At 61.2% G+C, this 19,392-nt stretch carries 19 protein-coding genes; 9 read left to right on the forward strand and 10 right to left on the reverse strand.

Going from position 1 to position 19,392, the window contains the following annotated elements; all coding sequences use genetic code 11:
• Nucleotides 1-34: 34 nt before the first annotated feature.
• Nucleotides 35-1,708, forward strand: a complete 1,674-nt coding sequence (locus J2Y39_RS16370; RefSeq protein ID WP_041476648.1) for a bifunctional diguanylate cyclase/phosphodiesterase — start codon at nt 35-37, stop codon at nt 1,706-1,708.
• Nucleotides 1,709-1,836: 128 nt separating this feature from the next.
• Here J2Y39_RS16370 and J2Y39_RS16375 read toward each other — a convergent pair whose 3' ends face one another.
• Complete coding sequence (locus J2Y39_RS16375) at nt 1,837-3,231, reverse strand: NorM family multidrug efflux MATE transporter (protein ID WP_252877102.1); 1,395 nt, start codon at nt 3,229-3,231, stop codon at nt 1,837-1,839.
• Nucleotides 3,232-3,391: 160 nt separating this feature from the next.
• Between J2Y39_RS16375 and J2Y39_RS16380 the strand changes: the two genes are divergently transcribed.
• From J2Y39_RS16380 to J2Y39_RS16390, 3 genes are all read left to right on the forward strand, one after another.
• The gene (locus J2Y39_RS16380) at nt 3,392-4,312 is read left to right on the forward strand and encodes a LysR substrate-binding domain-containing protein (RefSeq protein ID WP_024014781.1); all 921 of its coding nucleotides are present in this window, start codon (nt 3,392-3,394) and stop codon (nt 4,310-4,312) included.
• A 188-nt stretch (nt 4,313-4,500) separates the two neighbouring features.
• Nucleotides 4,501-6,477 carry a methyl-accepting chemotaxis protein gene (locus J2Y39_RS16385; RefSeq protein WP_016772578.1) on the forward strand — a complete coding sequence of 659 codons (1,977 nt, stop codon included), beginning with the start codon at nt 4,501-4,503 and terminating at the stop codon, nt 6,475-6,477.
• Nucleotides 6,478-6,672: 195 nt separating this feature from the next.
• Nucleotides 6,673-7,887: an aldose 1-epimerase family protein gene (locus tag J2Y39_RS16390; RefSeq protein WP_310218769.1), complete on the forward strand. Its 1,215-nt coding sequence runs from the start codon at nt 6,673-6,675 to the stop codon at nt 7,885-7,887.
• Here J2Y39_RS16390 and J2Y39_RS16395 read toward each other — a convergent pair.
• Nucleotides 7,884-9,377: a YifB family Mg chelatase-like AAA ATPase gene (locus J2Y39_RS16395; RefSeq protein ID WP_095181251.1), complete on the reverse strand. Its 1,494-nt coding sequence runs from the start codon at nt 9,375-9,377 to the stop codon at nt 7,884-7,886. The two genes, J2Y39_RS16390 and J2Y39_RS16395, sit on opposite strands and share 4 nt — an antisense overlap.
• A 383-nt stretch (nt 9,378-9,760) precedes the next feature.
• Complete coding sequence (locus tag J2Y39_RS16400) at nt 9,761-10,225, reverse strand: hypothetical protein (protein WP_082530345.1); 465 nt, start codon at nt 10,223-10,225, stop codon at nt 9,761-9,763.
• 308 nt (nt 10,226-10,533) lie between these two features.
• Here J2Y39_RS16400 and J2Y39_RS16405 point away from each other — a divergent pair, with 308 nt between their 5' ends.
• Nucleotides 10,534-10,746: a HigA family addiction module antitoxin gene (locus J2Y39_RS16405; protein WP_258707337.1), complete on the forward strand. Its 213-nt coding sequence runs from the start codon at nt 10,534-10,536 to the stop codon at nt 10,744-10,746.
• A gap of 212 nt (nt 10,747-10,958) precedes the next feature.
• Here J2Y39_RS16405 and J2Y39_RS16410 read toward each other — a convergent pair whose 3' ends face one another.
• Nucleotides 10,959-11,219, reverse strand: a complete 261-nt coding sequence (locus J2Y39_RS16410; RefSeq protein WP_008086041.1) for an accessory factor UbiK family protein — start codon at nt 11,217-11,219, stop codon at nt 10,959-10,961.
• 394 nt (nt 11,220-11,613) lie between these two features.
• On the opposite strand from J2Y39_RS16410, the gene glnK reads away from it, so the two are divergent.
• The 4 genes from glnK (at nt 11,614) to sutA (ending at nt 14,396) form a co-directional block, all read left to right on the forward strand.
• Nucleotides 11,614-11,952 (forward strand): P-II family nitrogen regulator, encoded by a 339-nt coding sequence (gene glnK, locus J2Y39_RS16415; protein WP_002555808.1) that lies wholly within the window; start codon nt 11,614-11,616, stop codon nt 11,950-11,952.
• Between the two features lie 37 nt (nt 11,953-11,989).
• Complete coding sequence (locus tag J2Y39_RS16420; protein ID WP_041476939.1) at nt 11,990-13,327, forward strand: ammonium transporter; 1,338 nt, start codon at nt 11,990-11,992, stop codon at nt 13,325-13,327.
• Between the two features lie 215 nt (nt 13,328-13,542).
• Nucleotides 13,543-13,968 carry a secondary thiamine-phosphate synthase enzyme YjbQ gene (locus tag J2Y39_RS16425; RefSeq protein WP_110644492.1) on the forward strand — a complete coding sequence of 142 codons (426 nt, stop codon included), beginning with the start codon at nt 13,543-13,545 and terminating at the stop codon, nt 13,966-13,968.
• Nucleotides 13,969-14,069: 101 nt separating this feature from the next.
• Complete coding sequence (gene sutA, locus J2Y39_RS16430; protein WP_056791627.1) at nt 14,070-14,396, forward strand: transcriptional regulator SutA; 327 nt, start codon at nt 14,070-14,072, stop codon at nt 14,394-14,396.
• A 190-nt stretch (nt 14,397-14,586) separates the two neighbouring features.
• Here sutA and J2Y39_RS16440 read toward each other — a convergent pair whose 3' ends face one another.
• From J2Y39_RS16440 to lptM, 6 genes are read right to left on the reverse strand one after another with little or no spacing between them, the layout of a single operon-like run.
• Nucleotides 14,587-15,294, reverse strand: a complete 708-nt coding sequence (locus J2Y39_RS16440) for an HAD-IA family hydrolase (protein ID WP_310218776.1) — start codon at nt 15,292-15,294, stop codon at nt 14,587-14,589.
• Nucleotides 15,291-16,190, reverse strand: coding sequence for a tyrosine recombinase XerC (gene xerC / locus J2Y39_RS16445; RefSeq protein ID WP_095181255.1), 900 nt, complete (start codon nt 16,188-16,190; stop codon nt 15,291-15,293). Before xerC ends, J2Y39_RS16440 begins: the two co-directional genes overlap by 4 nt.
• Nucleotides 16,191-16,192: 2 nt before the next feature.
• Entirely contained in the window at nt 16,193-16,918 is a 726-nt protein-coding gene (locus J2Y39_RS16450; protein WP_041476935.1) for a DUF484 family protein, read from the reverse strand.
• A 13-nt stretch (nt 16,919-16,931) separates the two neighbouring features.
• Complete coding sequence (gene dapF / locus J2Y39_RS16455; protein ID WP_056791632.1) at nt 16,932-17,762, reverse strand: diaminopimelate epimerase; 831 nt, start codon at nt 17,760-17,762, stop codon at nt 16,932-16,934.
• Between the two features lie 3 nt (nt 17,763-17,765).
• Nucleotides 17,766-19,013 carry a diaminopimelate decarboxylase gene (lysA, locus tag J2Y39_RS16460; RefSeq protein WP_056791636.1) on the reverse strand — a complete coding sequence of 416 codons (1,248 nt, stop codon included), beginning with the start codon at nt 19,011-19,013 and terminating at the stop codon, nt 17,766-17,768.
• Nucleotides 19,014-19,022: 9 nt separating this feature from the next.
• Nucleotides 19,023-19,193: an LPS translocon maturation chaperone LptM gene (gene lptM / locus J2Y39_RS16465; RefSeq protein ID WP_016772589.1), complete on the reverse strand. Its 171-nt coding sequence runs from the start codon at nt 19,191-19,193 to the stop codon at nt 19,023-19,025.
• Between the last annotated feature and the right edge of the window lie 199 nt (nt 19,194-19,392).

The following is a 19,392-nucleotide window of genomic DNA, read 5'->3' on the forward strand; positions in this document are numbered from 1 at the left end:
CCGCCTACATCATTGCAGAGTCTAGGGAGTCAGCTTGTCTACGCCTGTCGAACCCTTGCGTTTGCTGCTACTGGCCGAAGAGCCAGCGTGGACAGCGTTGTTGCGTGAGTGTCTGGCTCCGATGGGGAGCGCGGCGGTGCTGATCAGCGCGCCGAACTGGGATTCGGTCAGCCGCCTGTTCGAAGACAACCGCCACGCGGTACTGCTGACCCTGCCAGCGTTGCAACCGGCGCCCGGGCGTTGCAGCCTGCCGACCGTTCTGCTGCTGGAGCACGAACCGGCCACCGCGCCGGTCGGTGTCAGCGACTGGCTGGTATTCGACGCCCTCGACGCCGGCATGCTCCAGCGTTGCCTGCGCCATGTGCGCGAACGCGGCGTGCTGGAAAACACTCTTCAGCGCCTCGCCGAACAGGACCCGCTGACTGGCATCGCCAATCGCCAGGGCTTTCAGACCCTGCTTACTGCGCGTCTTGCCGAGGGCGACGGGCGCGGTCTCGCCCTCGGCCATCTTGATCTCGACAATTTTCGCCATGCCAACGACGCCCTCGGGCATCAGGCCGGCGATCGCTTGATCCTGCAAGTCGTCGCGCGGCTGAAAAGTCAGCTGGAGGCCGGCGATCAACTGGCACGGCTGGGCAGCGATGAATTCGCTCTGCTGATCGATACCCGCCGCGCGCCGCAACGCGCCGAGTGGATGGCCGAACGCATCACTGAGGCGTTGGCCGAACCTTATTGGGTCGACGGCGAGAGCCTGCTGATCGGCTCCAGCCTTGGCATCGCCCATGCCCGCGCCAATGGCGGCGCCGATCCATTGATGTGGCACGCGCACATCGCCATGCAGCAGGCCAAGAGCACGCAGGGCTGCACCTTTCATATCTTCAACGAACGCATCAATCGCAACGCGCGGAGCATGGCCGATCTCGAAAGCGAGCTGCGCCGGGCCTTGCGCCGCGATGAGCTGGAACTGCATTACCAGCCACGCCTGAATCTTGAGGACGGCCAGATTGTCGGCCTCGAAGCGCTGGTGCGCTGGCGTCATGGCGAGCGCGGTCTGTTGCCACCGAGCGAGTTCGTCCCGCTGGCCGAGCAGAGCGGTCTGATCGTGCCATTGGGTTACTGGGTGATTTCTCGCGCCTTGCGCGACATGCAGGCTTTGCGCGAGCAGGGTCTGCCGGCGCTGCACATGGCGATCAACCTGTCGTTCCGCCAGTTTCAGGACAGCCAGTTGCTGCCGACACTCAGCCGTCTGATTGCCGAGCGCGGCGTCGAGGCGCAGTGGCTGGAATTCGAACTGACCGAAACCGCGGTAATGCGGCGCAGCGATCTGGTCAAACAGACCATGGATGCGCTCGGCCGCCTCGGTGTGCGCTTCTCCCTGGACGATTTCGGCACCGGGTTTTCGTCGTTCGTGCACCTCAACAGCCTGCCCATCACCTTGCTGAAGATCGACAAGAGTTTTGTCGGCGGCATGGAACAGCGCGAAGAGAACCGCAAACTGGTGCACGCGATGATCAACCTCGCGCACAACCTGCATCTGGAAGTGGTCGCCGAGGGCGTCGAGACGCCGGAGCAACTGGAGTTGTTGCGCGGGTTCGGCTGCGATCAGGTGCAGGGTTATCTGATCAGCCGGCCGTTGCCGTTGGATGAGCTGGTGGAATATCTGACGTCTGGATCGAACCAGCAGCCGGCCCTGGAAATCGTCGGTTGATCACAATTGTTGCGGCCGGCGCAAATCCCCGTGGGAGCGAGCCTGCTCGCGAAGGCGTTATGTCAGCTGGATGATCTGGGCCTGACACTCGGTCTTCGCGAGCAGGCTCGCTCCCACAAAGGAAACCCTCATTCGGCCTGGGGGATGTTGAAACCTTGAGCTTGCGGCTCGCGCCGAATCATCCGCTGCATCTTCCATTCGAATGCCAGCGTCAAACTCACCGCCGCACACGCCAGGCCCAGCGCCAATCCCCACCAGACGCCCGTCGGCCCCCAGTTCAAATGGAACGCCATCCACCACGCCGCCGGTGCGCCAATCAGCCAATAGCAAGCCAGTCCGACCAGAAATGTGGTTTTGGCATCCTTGAGCCCGCGAATACAGCCCATGGCAATCGTCTGCGTGCCGTCGAACAGCTCGAACCACGCCGCTACGGCCAGCAGGCTCACCGCCAGACGGATCACCTCGGCAAACGCCGGGTCATTATGGTCCAGGAACAGGCCGACCAACTGGTTCGGCCACAGCCAGAACACCAGGGCGAAGCCGAGCATCACCACGGCGCCGAAAGCGATACCGACACGCCCGGACATCCGTGCATCGACCAGTTGCCCGGCGCCGTAGTGTTGGCCGACGCGCATGGTGATGGCATAGGACATCCCGGCCGGGACCATGAAGGCCACCGACACGATCTGCAGGGCGATCTGATGCGCACCCATTTGCGTACTGCCCATGGTGCCCATGCACAACGCGGCAAAGGCAAACAGCCCGACTTCCACCGCATAGGTGCCGCCAATCGGCAGGCCCAGGCGCCAGAGTTCTTTCAGGTATTTCCGGTTCGGCCGCGACAGACCGGCGCGCAACGGATAAGCGTCATAGGCCGGATGCCGGCGGATATGCCAGGCCAGCGCCAGTGCCATGCAGTTGGCGACAATCGCCGTGACCAGACCGATGCCGGTCAGACCCAGTTGCGGCAGGCCGAACATGCCGGTGATCAGCGCGTAGTTGAGCAGGAAGTTGGCCACCGTGCCGGCGAGGCTGATGACCATCACTGGCGTCGCCCGGCCGATTGCACTGGTAAAGCCGCGCAGAGCCATGAAGCTCAGATAACCGGGCAGGGCGAAAGGCAGGGCGATGAGGAATTGCCCGGCGGCGTTGACGTTGGTTTCGGTCTGGCCAAACAGCAGCAACACAGGTTTGAGGTTCCACATCAGCAGCCCGGCGCCGAGGGCCATCAGCCACGCCAGCCACAACCCGGCCTGCGTCAGCCGCGCCGCGCCGATGATGTCGCCGGCACCCTGACGGATCGCCACCAGTGTGCCGACCGCTGCAATCACGCCGATGCAGAAAATCGACACGAACGAGTAGCTCGCCGCACCGAGGCCGCCACCGGCCAGCGCTTCGGGACTGAGGCGCGCCATCATCAGGGTATCGGTCAGCACCATCAGCATGTGCGCCAACTGCGAAGCAATCAGCGGCCCCGCCAGCCGCAGGATGGCCCAGAGTTCGGTACGCACAGGATGCTGCATGGTCATCACCACCCAAATATCAGAGGAAGCAGAAGAGCGTCGATTCTCGGCGCTTGGCAGGCTTTGCACAAAGGGATAAAAAGGATGGGTGGCATGATTAATACTCATCCTGAAACGTACCCGCCGAATTGGCTACATCCCCGCTACTGGAGCTTTTTGTATGTCCCGACGCCTTCCGCCGTTGTATGCCCTGCGCGCATTCGAAGCGGCAGCGCGACACAGCTCGTTCACCCGCGCGGCGGAAGAATTGTCGATCACCCAGAGCGCGGTCAGTCGGCACATGCGCACCCTTGAAGAACACTTCGCCTGCCGGCTGTTTCATCGCAGCGGGCGCAACCTGCAACTGACCGAATCGGCACGGCTGCTGCTACCCGGAATCCGCGAAGGCTTCGCCGCCCTTGAGCGCGCCTGCAATACCTTGCGTGCCGAGGACGACATCCTGCGCATGAAAGCGCCATCTACCCTGACCATGCGTTGGCTGCTGGCGCGGTTGAGTCGCTTCCGCCATTTGCAGCCGGGCAATGAGGTGCAATTGACCAGCGCATGGATGGATATCGATTCGGTGGACTTCAACAACGAACCGTTCGATTGCGCGGTGTTGCTCAGTGACGGGCATTTCCCGCCGGACTGGGAAGCGAGCCTGCTGTTTCCCGAGGAATTGATCCCGGTCGGCGCGCCGAACCTGCTCAATGATCAACCTTGGGACGTAGCGCGTCTGGCGACCGCCGAACTGCTGCACCCGACCCCGGATCGCCGTGACTGGCGCAGTTGGCTGGAGCGCATGGGCCTGTCCGATCAGGTCTCGCTCAAGGGTGGGCAAGTGTTCGATACGCTGGAGCTGGGCATGATCGCCGCGGCGCGCGGTTACGGCGTTTCGATGGGTGATCTGTTGATGGTTGCCGAAGATGTTGCGCAGGGGCGCTTGAGCCTGCCGTGGCCAACGGCCGTCGCCAGTGGCCTGAATTATTACCTGGTCTGGCCAAAGCCGCGCCCGGGAGGTGAACGTTTGCGCCGCCTCAGCGATTTTCTCCAAGGCGAAGTCCGCGCCATGCAATTGCCGGCGGTAGAGCGCTTGAGCTGAAACGTTCGAGCCGGCACAATGCCACTACTGCGCCATACCCACGCAATCCGCTCAAGTATTCGGTTTTACCGCCGACTACGAGCATGTGGAACCGTCGTGCCGGTTCCGCGTTACACCCCACTATTAGAATATTTTCCGGGCAATTACCGCGATCAAGGAGGATTCGGTGGCTCGGCCAGGAGCTGTTCATGTCTCAACCTCGTGCTCGGATCGCCTCGCAGCTGGGTCTTGCCCTTGCTGTGATACTGGCGATAGTCATCAGCGGCAGTACGGTGTTCGCCTTGCGTTCGCTGGATTCCGCCAACCTCGCCACCCGTGAAGAGCATCTGGCCAGTGAGGCCCGGCTGCTGGCCGATCAGCTGAGTACCTTCCACGGTACGCTGCGCGAAAGCACCCTGCGCCTGAGCGGTCTGTTCGAAAAACGCTTCGGCAGTGGCCTGAGTGTGCACCCTGATCAGCCAGTGACCGTGGCCGGCGTGCAGACCCCGGGTCTGCATCTGGGCAACGAAGTGCTGAACAACAACTTCAAGGAAGTTGACGAGTTCAAGCAGATGACTGCCGGCGTGGCTACGGTATTCGTGCGCAGCGGCGAAGACTTCATTCGCGTCAGCACCAACGTCAGCAAGCAGGACGGCACCCGTGCCATCGGCACCGTGCTCGATCATGCCAACCCGGCCTACGCGAAGTTGATGGCGGGGCAGAGTTATGTCGGTCGCTCGCTGCTGTTCGAGCGCTACTACATGTCGCAGTACACACCGGTGCGCGATGCGGGCGGCAAGATCATCGCCGTGTTGTACGTAGGTTTCGATTACACCGACGCGCAGAACGCGCAGTTCGCCAATCTCAAGCGCTTCCGCATTGGCAAGACCGGCTCGCTGGCGCTCCTCGACGAGCAGAACAAATGGCTGGTGCCGATTGCCGGCGTCGAAAACCTGGATCAAGCCGCCCCGACCATTAACAACCTCGTCAAAACCCCGGGCAAGGGTGAGTTCTGGAGCGACAAGGGCGAGGACTTCTACAGCATCGCCGTGCCGTTCGAAGGTGGCCCGTGGTCGGTGGTGGCGAGCATGCCGAAAGCCGAGATCCGCGCGGTGACCTGGAGCGTCGGTACGCAACTGGCGATCGGCAGCCTGCTGGCGATGTTGCTCGCGGTCGGTTCCGTAGTCTGGCTGCTGCGCAGCAAACTCGCGCCGCTGGGCGATCTGGTGCGTCAGGCTGAGGCCTTGGGTGCTGGTGATCTGAGCGTGCGTCTGAACGTATCGAGCCACGATGAAATCGGACAGCTGTCCCGCGCGTTCAACCAGATGAGCCAGGCGCTGTCGACCATGGTCGAGCACATCCGCCGCGCTTCGGAAGAGGTCAACAGCCGTGCGCAGGCGCTGTCCGGTTTGTCCGGCGGTGCGTATGAGGGCATGGAGCAACAGTCGGGCGAAATCACCAGCATGGCCGGCGCCGTGGAAGAGTTCAGCGCGACGTCGTTGAACATCGCCGACAACATGGGCGCGACCCAGCGCCTGGCGCAGGAAAACGCTCAGCAAACGCAGATCGGCCGAAGCTCGATGGAAGAAGCGTCGTCGTCGCTGGAGCAGATCGCCGGTGCGCTGAACAGCACCGCCAGCGTGATCAACACGCTGGGGCAGCGTTCTCAGGAAATCGGCGGCATTGTCGGTGTGATCACCTCGATCGCCGAGCAGACCAACCTGTTGGCGCTCAACGCTGCCATCGAAGCCGCTCGTGCCGGTGAACAAGGTCGCGGTTTTGCCGTGGTCGCGGACGAAGTGCGCAGCCTCGCCTCGCGTACCCGTCAGGCGACCGATGAAATCTCCAGCATGATCCACAGCATCCAACAGGAAACCGGCAACGCGATCAGCACTATGGAACAGGGCAACGTGCTGATGCAGGAAGGCCTGTCGCGCAACGCCAATGTCGCCTCGGCGCTGGCGCGGATTGACGAGCAGAGCCGTTCGGCAGGCCAGCAGTTTGCTGCGATCACCACCGCCACTCAGGAACAAAGCAGCACTGCGACGTTGCTGAGCAGCAATTTGCAGAGCATCGCCTTGGCCAACAGCGAGCAGCGTGAGGTGGTGTCGAACCTGGCTGTCACCGCGAAAGAGCTGGAGAAGCTGGCGGCGGATCTGCGTTCCGAGGTTGACCGCTTCCGTTGATGCATCTTTGAAACAGCTATCGCGAGCAGGCTCGCTCCCACAGTAGTCGGCGTAATTCACAAATATTGTGAAGGCCCGATGTCCCTGTGGGAGCGAGCCTGCTCGCGAATGCTTTTCTCCCACCGCTTCTTTGCACTTGCTGAAACGTTTCCGCAGCGCTATAAAAATGGCACAACTCCAATAAAGGCTGCTGCCATGACCCCGCTCAAACTCCTCGTCGCCCTCGGCGCATTCTCTGCCGCTTCTCATGCCATGGCCTGGGACTATGTCCTGCTCGACGCCAACACTCCGGCAAAAAACCGGACGATCACCAGCGAGCAACTCGGTGTAAAAACCGCCAAACCGTTTTCCGTGACCTTGCGTACTCTGCATGGCGGTCGTCAGGAGGGCGTCAGCATCGTCGACATCGATAACGGCACGATGAAACTCTCGGTGGTGCCAACCCGTGGCATGAACGTGTTGCAGGCTTCGGTGGGCGACGTGCGCATGGGCTGGGATTCGCCGGTCAAGGACGTGGTCAACCCAGCGTTCATCGAACTCAACGGTCGCGGTGGTCTGGGCTGGCTGGAAGGCTTCAATGAGCTGGTCACCCGTTGCGGTTACGAGTGGGTTGGCCATCCCGGCATGGACAACGGCGAACTGCTGACCCTGCACGGTCGCGCCGCCAACATCCCGGCCAGCACCGTCACTTTGCACATCGACGAGAAGCCGCCGTATGCCATCACGCTGCGTGGCGAGCTGAAAGAGCAGGCATTCAAGAAAGTCGATTTCTCGGTAGCGACCGAACTGGTCACCGAACCGGGCAGCGCAAGCTTCGCCCTTAACGACACTCTGACCAACAACGGCGACTATGCGAAGGAATATCAGGCGCTGTATCACAGCAATTTCAGCACGCCGTTTCTTGAGCAAGGGGCAAAATTCGCTGCGCCGGTGAAGCAGGTATCGCCGTTCAACGACAAGGCCAAGGGTGACCTGCCCGACTGGCAGACCTATCGCGCGCCAACCAAGGACTACGACGAAACTGTCTACAACGTCGTGCCGTATGCGGACGCCAAGGGTGACACCCTGACCGTGCTGCACAACAAGGCCGGTAGCCTCGGCGTTGCGGTTGGCTTCAATACCCAGCAGTTGCCAGTGTTTTCGCTGTGGAAAAACACCGACACCCAAGGGCAGGGCTACGTCACCGGGCTGGAGCCGGGAACCAGTTTTTCCTACAACCGTCGCTATCAGCGGCCGTTGAATCTGGTGCCGACCATTGCGCCGAAAGAACATAAACAGTTCCAGATCAGCTACAGCCTGCTGGCCGACAAAGGGGCGGTGGACAAGGCCCTCAAGCGCGTGACTGAAATTCAGGCCGGGCGCGATACTGAAGTGCGCCAAGCACCGCTGGTTGATCTGACCGAGCATTAAGGTGTCGCCGGCCGGTATTGCAGTGCCTCGGCCAAGTGTTCGCGCTTGATTGCATCGACTTGCTCGAGGTCTGCCAGAGTGCGGGCGACCTTGAGCAGGCGATGGGCCGAGCGCAGCGAAAGCGTCAGCCGTTCACAGGCTGATTCCAGCCATGTCTCATCGGCTGTGGATAACTTGCAGTGCCGCTTCAATCCCGGCAGATCGAGAAACGCATTGGCACAGCCCTGACGCTTCTGCTGTCGTTCGCGAGCCTCGGCCACCAAAGCCGCAGCGCTGGCGCTGTTTTCGCCGGGCTTGGCTGCCGGATTCAACGCGGTTGCCTCCCGCGCCACGGTCAGGTGCAGATCGATACGATCCAGCAGCGGCCCTGACAACTTGTTGCGATAGCGTTGGACCATATCCGGTGTGCACGAGCATTTGCCGCTGGGTTCGCCAAGATATCCACAGGGACACGGATTCATCGCGGCAACCAATTGAAATCGCGCGGGGAAACGTACGCGATCCTTGGCCCGCGCGATGACGATATGTCCCGACTCCAAAGGCTCGCGTAAAACTTCCAACACCTTGCGATCAAACTCCGGCAACTCATCGAGAAACAGCACGCCATGGTGGGCGAGGGTGATCTCGCCGGGTTGCGGTTTCGAGCTGCCACCGACCAATGCCGGCCCTGAAGCCGAATGGTGCGGTTGCCTGAACGGCCGCTGCGGCCAGTGAGTCAAGGGAACCCCGCTGGCGACCGATTGAATCGCTGCCACTTCCAGCGCCTCGCATTCGGAAAGCGGCGGCAGCAAACCCGGCAGACGACTGGCCAGTAATGTCTTGCCGGTTCCCGGTGGCCCGCTGAACAACAAATTGTGAGCTCCCGCTGCGGCAATCAGCAGTGCGCGCTTTGCGGCTGTTTGACCCTGCACTTCGTTGAGGTCGGGATAGGGCTTGGCAGCGTGCATCAAACCATCGGAAACGTAAGGCTCGACCGGCGTGTGCCCATTGAAATGCGCCACCGCTTCCAGCAAATGATCGACCGCAAACACCTTGAGCCCGGATGCCAGGCACGCCTCTTCTGCATTCGCTCGAGGCACCACCAGCGCCCGCCCGGCCTTGCGCGCCGCCAGTGCCGCCGGCAGCACACCACGCACCGGCCGCACGGCACCCGACAGCGCCAACTCACCCAGACATTCCACCTCGTCCAGGGTCAGGCAGGGCACCTGCACACTCGCCGACAGAATCCCCAAGGCAATCGCCAGATCAAACCGCCCGCCATCCTTGGGCAGGTCCGCCGGCGCCAGATTCAAGGTGATCCGCCGCGCCGGAAATTGCAGTCCGGAATTGATGATCGCGCTGCGTACGCGATCCTTGCTCTCCTTCACCGCCGCTTCAGGCAGGCCGACCATGGTCAGCGACGGCAGACCGTTGGCCAGATGGACTTCGACGGTAACAGCGGGGGCTTCCACGCCAATCTGGGCGCGACTGTGGACAATGGAGAGGGACATGGTCGTTCCTTGAGCTGAATCGGGGAGCCGCTTCCTGCGGGTTTTTGAAGGGTAGTTGAGCCGGGTTTCGGTGCTGAAATAGAGGTTTACAAGACGTATCCAGACCCGATGGGCTGTCACTGCTTGCCTGAATTAGAGCGTTGACTCTCGCACGGCATTGAAGGATCATCCCATTCGAGGACTGCAACTGCGCATTCGTCGGGACTGGGCACCAGCAAAAGCTCCCCCGCATTTTTGGCAGCAGAGAAAGCTGGTTTCTCTGAAGTAGTGACGACGGGCTAGCCTGTCGGATTCTGAACCCAAGGCCGTAAAGCCAGGAGCTAAAGAATCGCTGCGACTACTCCTCAAAAAATACTTAAAAGGCGTCCATCGGACGCCTTTTTTTATTTCTGATTTGGTGGTGCTCGTGGTATCTGCCCCACTAACGTGCCATGTGCACGTTTTTGCGGGTACCAAGTCACCACGAAGTAACCAAATCCTGTGGCGCGCTCGTGTCGCGGTTCAAGAATCAGTGTTCCCATAGATGTCCTCAGTACCGCGACCCTGTTTCCACATCGTTGTTCTTTGAACTCACAATAGATTTGCGCCCCCGGGACGATCATTTTCGCAACAATCGCTGCTACCCCATCGGCAGTCTGGCAACCATGCTTGAGCAAATCGGCACTATGGGCTTCCCAAATGTGCACTACGCCAAAACCACTATTCGCTCGACGGTGAATACCTACCCGCAGATAAATCTTCCCGCCTGGCAAGCCGAATTTTGGCATATCGGGGATCGTGCCAAAGATGTAACCACCATCTGGATGCTGAACCAGCGTGTTTTCTTTGAGCTTGAGCAAATCAGACAAGAGGGATCCAGAACCAGAGTGTCTGGCGATCAATGTGTATCGCCTGGAACTCGACGAATAGGATCGACCAGCGCAGGCGAAAGCCACCAGCCTAATCACAGCGAAGAGCTCACGGAATCAGGCGCAGACGCTGATGTTTGTAGAGCCATGCCCTAATATGTGTAGGACGCTGGCGAAAGGGGTGTGAAGGTCTTGTATCCGGGAGTCGGATGCTCCAGTTGGCCACTCAACGCAGCCTCTGGAGGCGAAAAATGGACCGCAATGGTATGCGCCCGATTCATCCGGGCGAGGTTCTGAATAAGTAATTCATGGAGCCGTTGGGCATGGCCGTCATGGAACTGGCCATGCCCACCAACTGGCCCGAAAGTGAGATCGAAAAGCTTGTGAAATGCCAGCTCAGGATCTGCGCCGATCTGGCAATCAGCCTCGCCATTCAGCTCAACACTACGCCTGAGTTCTGGATGAATCTTCAGTCGACTTACGATTTGCGCAGAGCCCAGCTCCGGCATGCGGGCTCATAGCGATTGCAGCATCCGCGAAGCCCTTTTCCACCATGGCCCTGCCCGGGTCGCCCAACCCTCTGCTGAACATTCAGTATCAGATGAGCTTAGAAACCTGGGCTTTTTGGCGCAATCGGACGGCGGTCATTGAGGTTGTAGGACGTTGCGGGGATGGTTCAAGGGCTGAAGATCAAAAGATCGCAGCCTTCGGCAGCTCCTACAGGGGACGCGAATTATTCAGCGGGCGGTGTCAGCTTCGCTTCCATCTCGGCAACCTTGGCTTCGAGGCTTTCGAGGCGGGCGCGAGTACGCGCCAGCACTACCATCTGACTATCGAACTCTTCCCGGCTGACCAGATCGAGTTTGCTGAAGGCACTTTGCAGCAGCATTTTGAACTGGCTTTCGATTTCGGCTTTCGGCAGCGGGGTGTCGCCGTTGAAGAGGCGGGAGGCGGTGCCGCTCAGGGCGTCGAGGAAGTCTTTGGGCGCGAGCATGGGAAATGTCCTGGAAACAATGGCCGGCAGTGTATCACGCAGTGTCTATAGTCAATCCCGTTGCACGGATGCACGCTTTTCGCGCAGGGGGACGGACGGTGGCGCACCGTTGTTGTGCGTATCGGCAAAAGCTTTTCTGCCCGAGCGCGTGCAACAGGGGCCAAGCGATTGAAATGCAGGGTTTTTGCCGAGCTGGCAAGGTTTCTGCTTAGTCACCCTCGACCCATGCACTGATGCAGTCGCTGTGACGAATGCAGTGCGGCAGACGAAGCGGGGAGTTTCGTCTGATGCGGTTAGCTGGCGTCAACGATGCGTTACAAAGCCAGGCACTGCGCTTAGACTTGAGACGGGTTTGTTTTCCTGGGGCAAGTCCACCAATTCGGGAGAGAGTTTCATGAAGCTAGTCACTGCCATCATCAAGCCGTTCAAGTTGGACGACGTGCGCGAGTCGCTGTCCGAAATCGGCGTGCAGGGCATTACCGTCACTGAAGTCAAAGGCTTCGGCCGGCAGAAGGGTCACACCGAGCTGTATCGCGGCGCGGAATATGTGGTCGATTTTCTGCCCAAGGTGAAAATCGACGTGGCCATCGACGACAAGGATCTGGATCGGGTTATCGAGGCGATAACCAAAGCGGCCAACACCGGCAAGATCGGTGACGGCAAGATCTTCGTGGTCAATCTGGAACAGGCGATCCGCATCCGTACCGGCGAAACCGATACCGACGCGATCTAAGCGCCGCCACAAACCCAACGCCCCAGGAGAAAACAATATGACTCTGCGTAAATTCGCAGGGCTAGGCGCCCTGTTGTCCATCGTAATGCCCGGCATCGCCATGGCGGCAGACGAAGTGGCAGCGCCAGTCCTCAATTCCGGCGACACCGCCTGGATGCTCACCTCGACAGCGCTCGTGCTGTTCATGACCATCCCCGGTCTGGCGCTGTTCTACGGCGGTATGGTTCGCTCGAAAAACATTCTTTCCGTGCTGATGCAGTGCTTCGCCATTACCGGCCTGATCAGCATCCTGTGGGTCATTTATGGCTACAGCATTGCCTTCGACACCACCGGCATGGAACAGGGCGTCGTCAACTTCAATTCGTTCTTCGGCGGCATGGGCAAGGCGTTCCTCGCTGGTGTCACGCCTTCGAGCATCACCGGCCCGGCGGCGCTGTTCCCTGAGGCGGTGTTCATCACCTTCCAGATGACCTTCGCGATCATCACCCCGGCGCTGATCGTCGGTGCGTTCGCCGAGCGTATGAAGTTCTCCGCGATGCTGATTTTCATGGGCATCTGGTTCACGCTGGTTTATGCACCGATCGCGCACATGGTCTGGTCCGGTAACGGCGGCCTGATGTGGGACTGGGGCGTGCTCGACTTCGCTGGCGGCACCGTGGTGCACATCAACGCCGGTATCGCCGGTCTGGTCGCGTGCCTGGTACTGGGCAAGCGCAAAGGCTTCCCGACCACACCGATGGCTCCGCATAACCTCGGCTACACGCTGATGGGCGCGGCGATGCTGTGGGTCGGCTGGTTCGGGTTCAACGCCGGTTCCGCTGCAGCCGCCAACGGCACTGCCGGTATGGCCATGCTGGTTACCCAGATCGCCACTGCCGCTGCGGCACTGGGCTGGATGTTTGCCGAGTGGGTCACCCACGGCAAGCCAAGCGCACTGGGCATTGCTTCGGGTGTGGTCGCCGGTCTGGTCGCGATCACTCCGGCCGCTGGCACTGTAGGCCCGATGGGTGCACTGGTGATCGGTCTGGCCGCAGGCGTGGTGTGCTTCTTCTGCGCCACCACCCTGAAACGCAAACTCGGCTATGACGACTCCCTGGATGCCTTCGGCGTGCACGGTATCGGCGGTATCCTCGGCGCGATCCTCACTGGTGTGTTTGCCGCACCGGCACTGGGCGGCTTCGGCACCGTGACTGACATCGGCGCGCAGGTCTGGATTCAGATCAAAGGCGTCGGCTTCACGGTGATCTACACCGCGATCGTGACTTTCATCATCCTCAAGGTGCTGGACGCCGTCATGGGTCTGCGCGTAACCGAGGAAGAAGAGTCGGTCGGCCTCGATCTGGCACAACACAACGAACGCGGCTACAACCTGTAAGTACGCGCGATAAAAAAACTGCCCGGTTCGCCGGGCATTTTTTTGTCCGGGATTTGTCATTCAAGGTGCGGCTGAAAGGATTTTTCTTACGGCTTTGGTCGTCTTTACGACGAGGCTTTTTCTGCGGGCAATCGCTTACATCGCTGCAGGAATATTAGGGCCTTTGTTTTTTTTCAGAGCACGCTAGAATGCGCCCCGAACGAGCGGAGAACTGTATGTGGCAACAGACTCTGATAACCCTGCGGGCAAGGCCCCGGGGCTTTCATCTGGTGACGGACGAGTTGCTCGCAGGCTTGCCTGAACTCAAGGCCTGTCGGGTCGGTCTGTTGCATTTGTGGCTGCAGCACACGTCGGCATCGTTGACCATCAACGAGAACGCCGATCCGGCAGTTCGTCGCGACTTCGAACGATTTTTCAATCGTCTGATCCCACAAGGAACAGACGGCTACGAGCACAACGACGAAGGCCCGGATGATCTCCCGGCGCACTTCAAGGCCAGCGTGCTCGGTTGCCAGGTCAGTCTGCCGGTTGCGGCAGGGCGGCTGGCACTGGGTACCTGGCAAGGGATTTATCTGGGCGAGCACCGTGATCATGGCGGTGCCCGTAAAGTCCTCGCCACCTTGCACGGTGAACAGGCATGAGCCGCTGCCGGGCAGCGGCAGAAGATTTTTCAACGGCGGCTTCGACAGCCGCCAAAGCTGGTCTATAACTAATCTGCTTTTGGCAAGTCATGAGGTAGAACATGAGCGACGATGATCTGGAAAACGACGACCTCGAAGTAGGCGACGAAGACGAGGCCGAGGAAGGCCTGGAAGCGGCAGCGGAAGACGTTACCGAAGACGATGGCGGTGACGACACGCCGGCCCCGGCTGCCAAAGGCAAAGCCAAGGCTGCGGTCTCGGTCGACGAGTTGCCGAGCATCGAAGCCAAGAACAAGGAGCGCGACGCCCTGGCCAAGGCCATGGAAGAATTCCTTGCGCGCGGCGGCAAGGTGCAGGAAGTGGAGGCCAACGTGGTCGCCGATCCGCCCAAGAAGCCGGATAACAAGTACGGCAGCCGCCCTATCTGAGGCGCGTCGCTCGCTTGCTGAAAAAGCCCGCCGTCGCTGCGGGCTTTTTTATGCCTGGAATAAATGCGTTGAAAACAAATGCAGTCCCCTGTGGGAGCGAGCCTGCTCGCGAAGAGGGCATGTCAGCCGACATACATGTTGGATGACACACCGCATTCGCGAGCAGGCTCGCTCCCACAGGGTTTGTGGATTATTTCGAGGTGGCATTCCAGCGCGAGAGCACGACGGGCAATTCGGTCAGGCTGCGAATTTCCGCATCCGGCAAGTGCTCCGCCTCCCAGACCTTGCCTGTCGGGTTGAACCACACCGCGCGCAACCCCGCCTGCTGCGCCCCGGCGATGTCATCGCCGGGATGATCGCCGACATGCACCGCCGCTTCAGCACCCACACCGCCGCGCTGCAACGCTTCATGAAACAGCCGCGCATCCGGTTTGGCGATGCCGATGTCTTCGGCGCACAAGGCGAACTTGAAGTAATCCGCCAGCCCCAGCCGACGCACGTCGGCATTGCCATTGGTGACCACGCCGAGGGCGTAATGATTGGCGAGCAGCTCCAGCAGCGGCTCGACCTCCGGGAACACTTCGATCTGATGCCGCGCATGCAGGAACACTTCAAAAGCCTTGTCAGCCAGATCCGACGCCTCGCCGTGGGCATATCCGGCTTCTTCCAGCGCATGGAACAGCACGCGTCGACGCAGCGCGCTGATGCGGTGCTTGAGTCCCGGTTCGCCCGCCAGCACACGCTCGCGAATCGACCATAAATGCTCCACCGGCACCGCGCCCAGGTTCGACGCATGCTCGCTCAGCCATTCGCGCAACACGGTTTCGGCGCTGGCGATCACCGGAGCGGTGTCCCACAGGGTGTCGTCGAGGTCGAAGGTGATCAACTGAATGCTCATGAATCATCGCCTTTCATGCGTTTGGCCCGGGGATGGGCGCTGTCGTAGACCGCCGCCAGATGCTGGAAGTCGAGGTGGGTATAGATCTGTGTGGTTTTGATATCGGAGTGGCCGAGCAATTCCTGCACCGCGCGCAGATCCTGCGAGGACTCGAGCAAATGGCTGGCGAAGGAGTGCCGGAGCATGTGCGGGTGCAGGTTCTGCCCCAGTTCGCGCTCGCCAGCCAGTTTGACCCGCACCTGAATCGCGCGCGGGCCAAGGCGTCGGCCCTGCTGGCTGACAAATACGGCATCGTCTGCCGGGTTGGTCATTGCGCGTAGCGGCAACCAGTGTTCGAGGGCTTCGCGGGCCTTGGCGCCGACTGGCAGCAGCCGGGTCTTGCTGCCCTTGCCGAGCACCTGAACCATGCCGTCGGCGAGATCGAGTTGATCGAGATTGAGCCCGGTCAGCTCGGACAGGCGCAGGCCAGAGGAATAGAAAAGCTCCAGAATCGCCTGATCGCGCCGGGCGAGAAAATCGTCCTCGACCGCACCTTCCAGCAGCTGCAATGCGCGATCGGTATCAAGGGTTTTCGGCAGGCGTCGTTCGCCTTTCGGTGGGGCCAGGCCAGTGGCCGGGTCGTGGTCGCACAGGCCTTCGCGATTCAAATAGTGATAGAGCCCGCGCACCGCCGAGAGCAGGCGGGCGAGGCTGCGCGAGGACTGGCCTTGCGCATGCAACCGGGCAATCAGGCTGCGCAGGCGCTGGATATCCAGCGCGGCCCAGCTGCCGATGTTCTGCTTGATGCACCAGCCAAGGACTTTATCGAGGTCGCGGCGATAAGCCGACAGGGTGTGCGGCGACACCTGTCGCTCACTGCGCAGATGTTCGCAGTAAGCGTCCAGTTGTCGTTCCATGGTCAGCGTACCGAGCGCAGCGAGCTGTTGACTCGTGGCAGCACACGGCCCATGACCTCGGCGATGTAGCTCAGGAACAGGGTGCCGACCGAACTCTTGTAATGCTGCGGGTCGCGGCTGGCGATGGCCAGAATACCGTGAATGCCCTGATGGCTGATGGCAACCACGGCGGTCGAGCCGATCTGCTGGCGCTGTTCTTCGCCGAAGAGGAAATCCAGCTCATGTTCACGGAGGCTGCCGCTGACGCTTTTGCCTTCGGTGAGCAGGCCGCCGATCGCGGTTTGCGCGTCGGCGTGAGTCACCCAGCGGCCGACCGGTGCGGGGTTGTCGCCGAGCAGGATAAGGCTGACGAAAGGCACCTGGAAATCCTGACGCAGGCTGTCCTCAACGCTGATGACCACGTCTTCCAGGGTCGATGCATCCATCAGCGCGAGAATCAGGCGGCGGGTTTTTTCAAACAGGCGATCGTTGTCACGAGCCACGTCCATCAGATGCGAAAGGCGATGGCGCATCTCGATATTGCGGTCGCGCAGGATGGTCATCTGCCGCTCGACCAGCGACACGGTGTCGCCGCGTCGGTGCGGGATGCGCAACGACGGCAGCAGCTCTTCGTGCTCGACGAAAAAGTCCGGATGAGCCTCCAGGTAGGCGGCAACCGCGGCTGCCTCGAGGCTCTCGGACGCTGATTCGTCGGCTGGTCGGGCGGGTACCTGTGGCTTGTCGGTCATGATTTCTGCTCGCTCAAAGACGCACTTGTCCTTCGTATACACGCACTGCCGGACCGGTCATCAACACCGGTTCGCCCGGGCCGGCCCACTCGATGGACAGACGCCCGCCGGGCAGGTCGATCAACAGCGGCGAATCCATCCACCCCTGACTGATGGCCGCCACCGCCGCCGCACAGGCGCCGGTGCCGCAGGCCTGGGTTTCCCCGGCGCCGCGTTCCCAAACACGCAGTTGCGCGCGATGGCGGTCGATGACCTGAAGGAAGCCGACATTGACCCGCGCCGGAAAGCGCGGGTGGTGTTCGATCTTCGGCCCCAGTTCATGCACCGGTGCGCTGTTGATGTCGTCCACGCGAATGACCGCATGGGGATTGCCCATCGACACGGCGGCCAGTTCGACCGTGGTGCCATCGACTTCCAGCGGATAGCTGCTGGCCTGGGCCGGCGCCTGGAATGGAATGTCTGCCGGCACCAGGCGCGGCGCGCCCATGTTCACGCCGATCTGGCCGTCGTTACGCACGTCCAGTTCAATGATGCCGCCCTTGGTCTCGACGCGGATCTGCCGTTTGGCGGTCAGACGCTTGTCGAGCACGAAGCGGGCGAAGCAGCGCGCACCGTTGCCGCACTGCTCCACTTCCGAACCGTCGGAGTTGAAGATCCGGTAGCGGAAATCCACATCCGGGTTGCTCGGCGCTTCGACGATCAGCAACTGGTCGAAACCGATACCGGTGTGGCGGTCGCCCCATTGCTTGGCGTGTTTGGGCTGAATGTGCGCGTGCTGGCTGACCAGGTCGAGGACCATGAAGTCGTTGCCCAGGCCGTGCATTTTGGTAAAACGCAGCAGCATGGGTTACTCCGGCAGCAGGCTTTCGCCGGCAAACAGCTCGGCCACGGTTTCGCGGCGACGCACTTCAAAAACCTGATCACCATCCACCAGCACCTCGGCGGCACGGCCACGGGTGTTGTAGTTGGAGCTCATCACAAAACCGTAGGCGCCGGCCGAATGCACCGCCAGCAGATCGCCTTCTTCCAGCGCCAGCTCGCGGTCCTTGGCGAGGAAGTCGCCGGTTTCGCAGATCGGGCCGACGATGTCGTACTTGCGTGCAGCGCTGTCGCGCGGTTTCACCGCCGTGACGTCCATCCACGCCTGATACAGCGCCGGACGGATCAGGTCGTTCATCGCCGCGTCGACGATGGCGAAATCCTTGTGCTCGGTGTGCTTGAGGTATTCGACCTGCGTCAGCAACACGCCGCCATTGGCAACGATGAAGCGACCCGGTTCGAACACCAGCGCCAGATCACGCCCGTCGAGACGCTCGCGCACGGCTTTGATGTAGTCGGCAGCCAGCGGCGGCTCCTCATCGCGGTAACGCACGCCCAGGCCGCCACCGAGATCGATGTGGCGCAGGTGAATGCCGCAATCGCCCAGACGGTCGACCAGATCGAGCAAGCGATCGAGGGCGTCAATGAATGGCGGCAGGGTGGTCAGTTGCGAACCGATGTGGCAGTCGACACCGACTACTTCCAGGTTCGGCAGATGCGCGGCGCGCACGTACACGTCTTCGGCATCGGCAATGGCGATGCCGAACTTGTTCTCTTTCAGACCGGTGGAAATGTACGGATGGGTGCCGGCATCGACGTCCGGGTTCACGCGCAGCGAAACCGGGGCGCGAACACCCAGCTCGGCGGCGACTACTTGCAGGCGCTCGAGCTCGTCGGTGGATTCGACGTTGAAGCAGTGCACGCCGACTTCGAGGGCGCGGCGCATGTCGTCACGGGTCTTGCCGACGCCGGAGAAAACGATCTTGTCGGCGCTGCCACCAGCGGCCAGTACACGTTCCAGCTCGCCACGGGAAACGATGTCGAAACCGGCGCCGAGACGGGCCAGGACATTCAGTACACCGAGGTTGGAGTTGGCTTTGACCGCGAAGCAGACCAGATGCGGCATGCCGGCCAGCGCATCGGCGTAGGCCAGATACTGCGCTTCGATGTGCGCGCGCGAGTAGACATAGGTGGGCGTGCCGAAGCGGTCGGCGATGGCGGACAGCGCCACACCTTCCGCGAACAGCTCCCCGCCACGGTAGTTAAAAGCGTCCATGGCGATCCCTTAGTAAACGTCGTGCTTGTGAGCCTTGGATGGCTGCTTCTGCGAAGACTGGGCTTGTTCGGCCGGGTCCTGATCGTCATCCGGCAGGTACAGCGGGCCTTTTTGACCACAGGCCGAAACGAGGCAGGCAACCGCGACGAGCGCAGCAAGGGAAGAGATCAGGCGCTTCATGGCGAAATCCTTGAAAATGCGTTAATTGCGCCGGAGTATACCGGCCACCCGGCAGCTTGCCTATGCGAGGGGGTTCCCGTCCGGCGGGGCTCCTGTGATGCGCATCATCCCTGTGGGAGCGAGCCTGCTCGCGAAGGCGTCGGCAAATTCAACAGGCTCGTTGCCTGACACACCGCTTTCGCGAGCAGGCTCGCTCCCA

It is taken from the genome of Pseudomonas sp. 2957 (genome assembly GCF_031456345.1).
GTDB classification, from domain to species: Bacteria; Pseudomonadota; Gammaproteobacteria; order Pseudomonadales; family Pseudomonadaceae; genus Aquipseudomonas; species Aquipseudomonas siliginis.

Excerpts from the sequence above, each read along its gene's own strand:
- J2Y39_RS16375 (WP_252877102.1), bottom strand. The coding sequence starts at position 3,231 with ATGCAGCATCCTGTGCGTACCGAACTCTGGGCCATCCTGCGGCTGGCG.
- J2Y39_RS16380 (WP_024014781.1), top strand. The coding sequence starts at position 3,392 with ATGTCCCGACGCCTTCCGCCGTTGTATGCCCTGCGCGCATTCGAAGCG.
- J2Y39_RS16385 (WP_016772578.1), top strand. The coding sequence starts at position 4,501 with ATGTCTCAACCTCGTGCTCGGATCGCCTCGCAGCTGGGTCTTGCCCTT.
- J2Y39_RS16390 (WP_310218769.1), top strand. The coding sequence starts at position 6,673 with ATGACCCCGCTCAAACTCCTCGTCGCCCTCGGCGCATTCTCTGCCGCT.
- J2Y39_RS16395 (WP_095181251.1), bottom strand. The coding sequence starts at position 9,377 with ATGTCCCTCTCCATTGTCCACAGTCGCGCCCAGATTGGCGTGGAAGCC.
- J2Y39_RS16405 (WP_258707337.1), top strand. The coding sequence starts at position 10,534 with ATGGAGCCGTTGGGCATGGCCGTCATGGAACTGGCCATGCCCACCAAC.
- J2Y39_RS16410 (WP_008086041.1), bottom strand. The coding sequence starts at position 11,219 with ATGCTCGCGCCCAAAGACTTCCTCGACGCCCTGAGCGGCACCGCCTCC.
- glnK (WP_002555808.1), top strand. The coding sequence starts at position 11,614 with ATGAAGCTAGTCACTGCCATCATCAAGCCGTTCAAGTTGGACGACGTG.
- J2Y39_RS16420 (WP_041476939.1), top strand. The coding sequence starts at position 11,990 with ATGACTCTGCGTAAATTCGCAGGGCTAGGCGCCCTGTTGTCCATCGTA.
- J2Y39_RS16425 (WP_110644492.1), top strand. The coding sequence starts at position 13,543 with ATGTGGCAACAGACTCTGATAACCCTGCGGGCAAGGCCCCGGGGCTTT.
- sutA (WP_056791627.1), top strand. The coding sequence starts at position 14,070 with ATGAGCGACGATGATCTGGAAAACGACGACCTCGAAGTAGGCGACGAA.
- J2Y39_RS16440 (WP_310218776.1), bottom strand. The coding sequence starts at position 15,294 with ATGAGCATTCAGTTGATCACCTTCGACCTCGACGACACCCTGTGGGAC.
- xerC (WP_095181255.1), bottom strand. The coding sequence starts at position 16,190 with ATGGAACGACAACTGGACGCTTACTGCGAACATCTGCGCAGTGAGCGA.
- J2Y39_RS16450 (WP_041476935.1), bottom strand. The coding sequence starts at position 16,918 with ATGACCGACAAGCCACAGGTACCCGCCCGACCAGCCGACGAATCAGCG.
- dapF (WP_056791632.1), bottom strand. The coding sequence starts at position 17,762 with ATGCTGCTGCGTTTTACCAAAATGCACGGCCTGGGCAACGACTTCATG.
- lysA (WP_056791636.1), bottom strand. The coding sequence starts at position 19,013 with ATGGACGCTTTTAACTACCGTGGCGGGGAGCTGTTCGCGGAAGGTGTG.
- lptM (WP_016772589.1), bottom strand. The coding sequence starts at position 19,193 with ATGAAGCGCCTGATCTCTTCCCTTGCTGCGCTCGTCGCGGTTGCCTGC.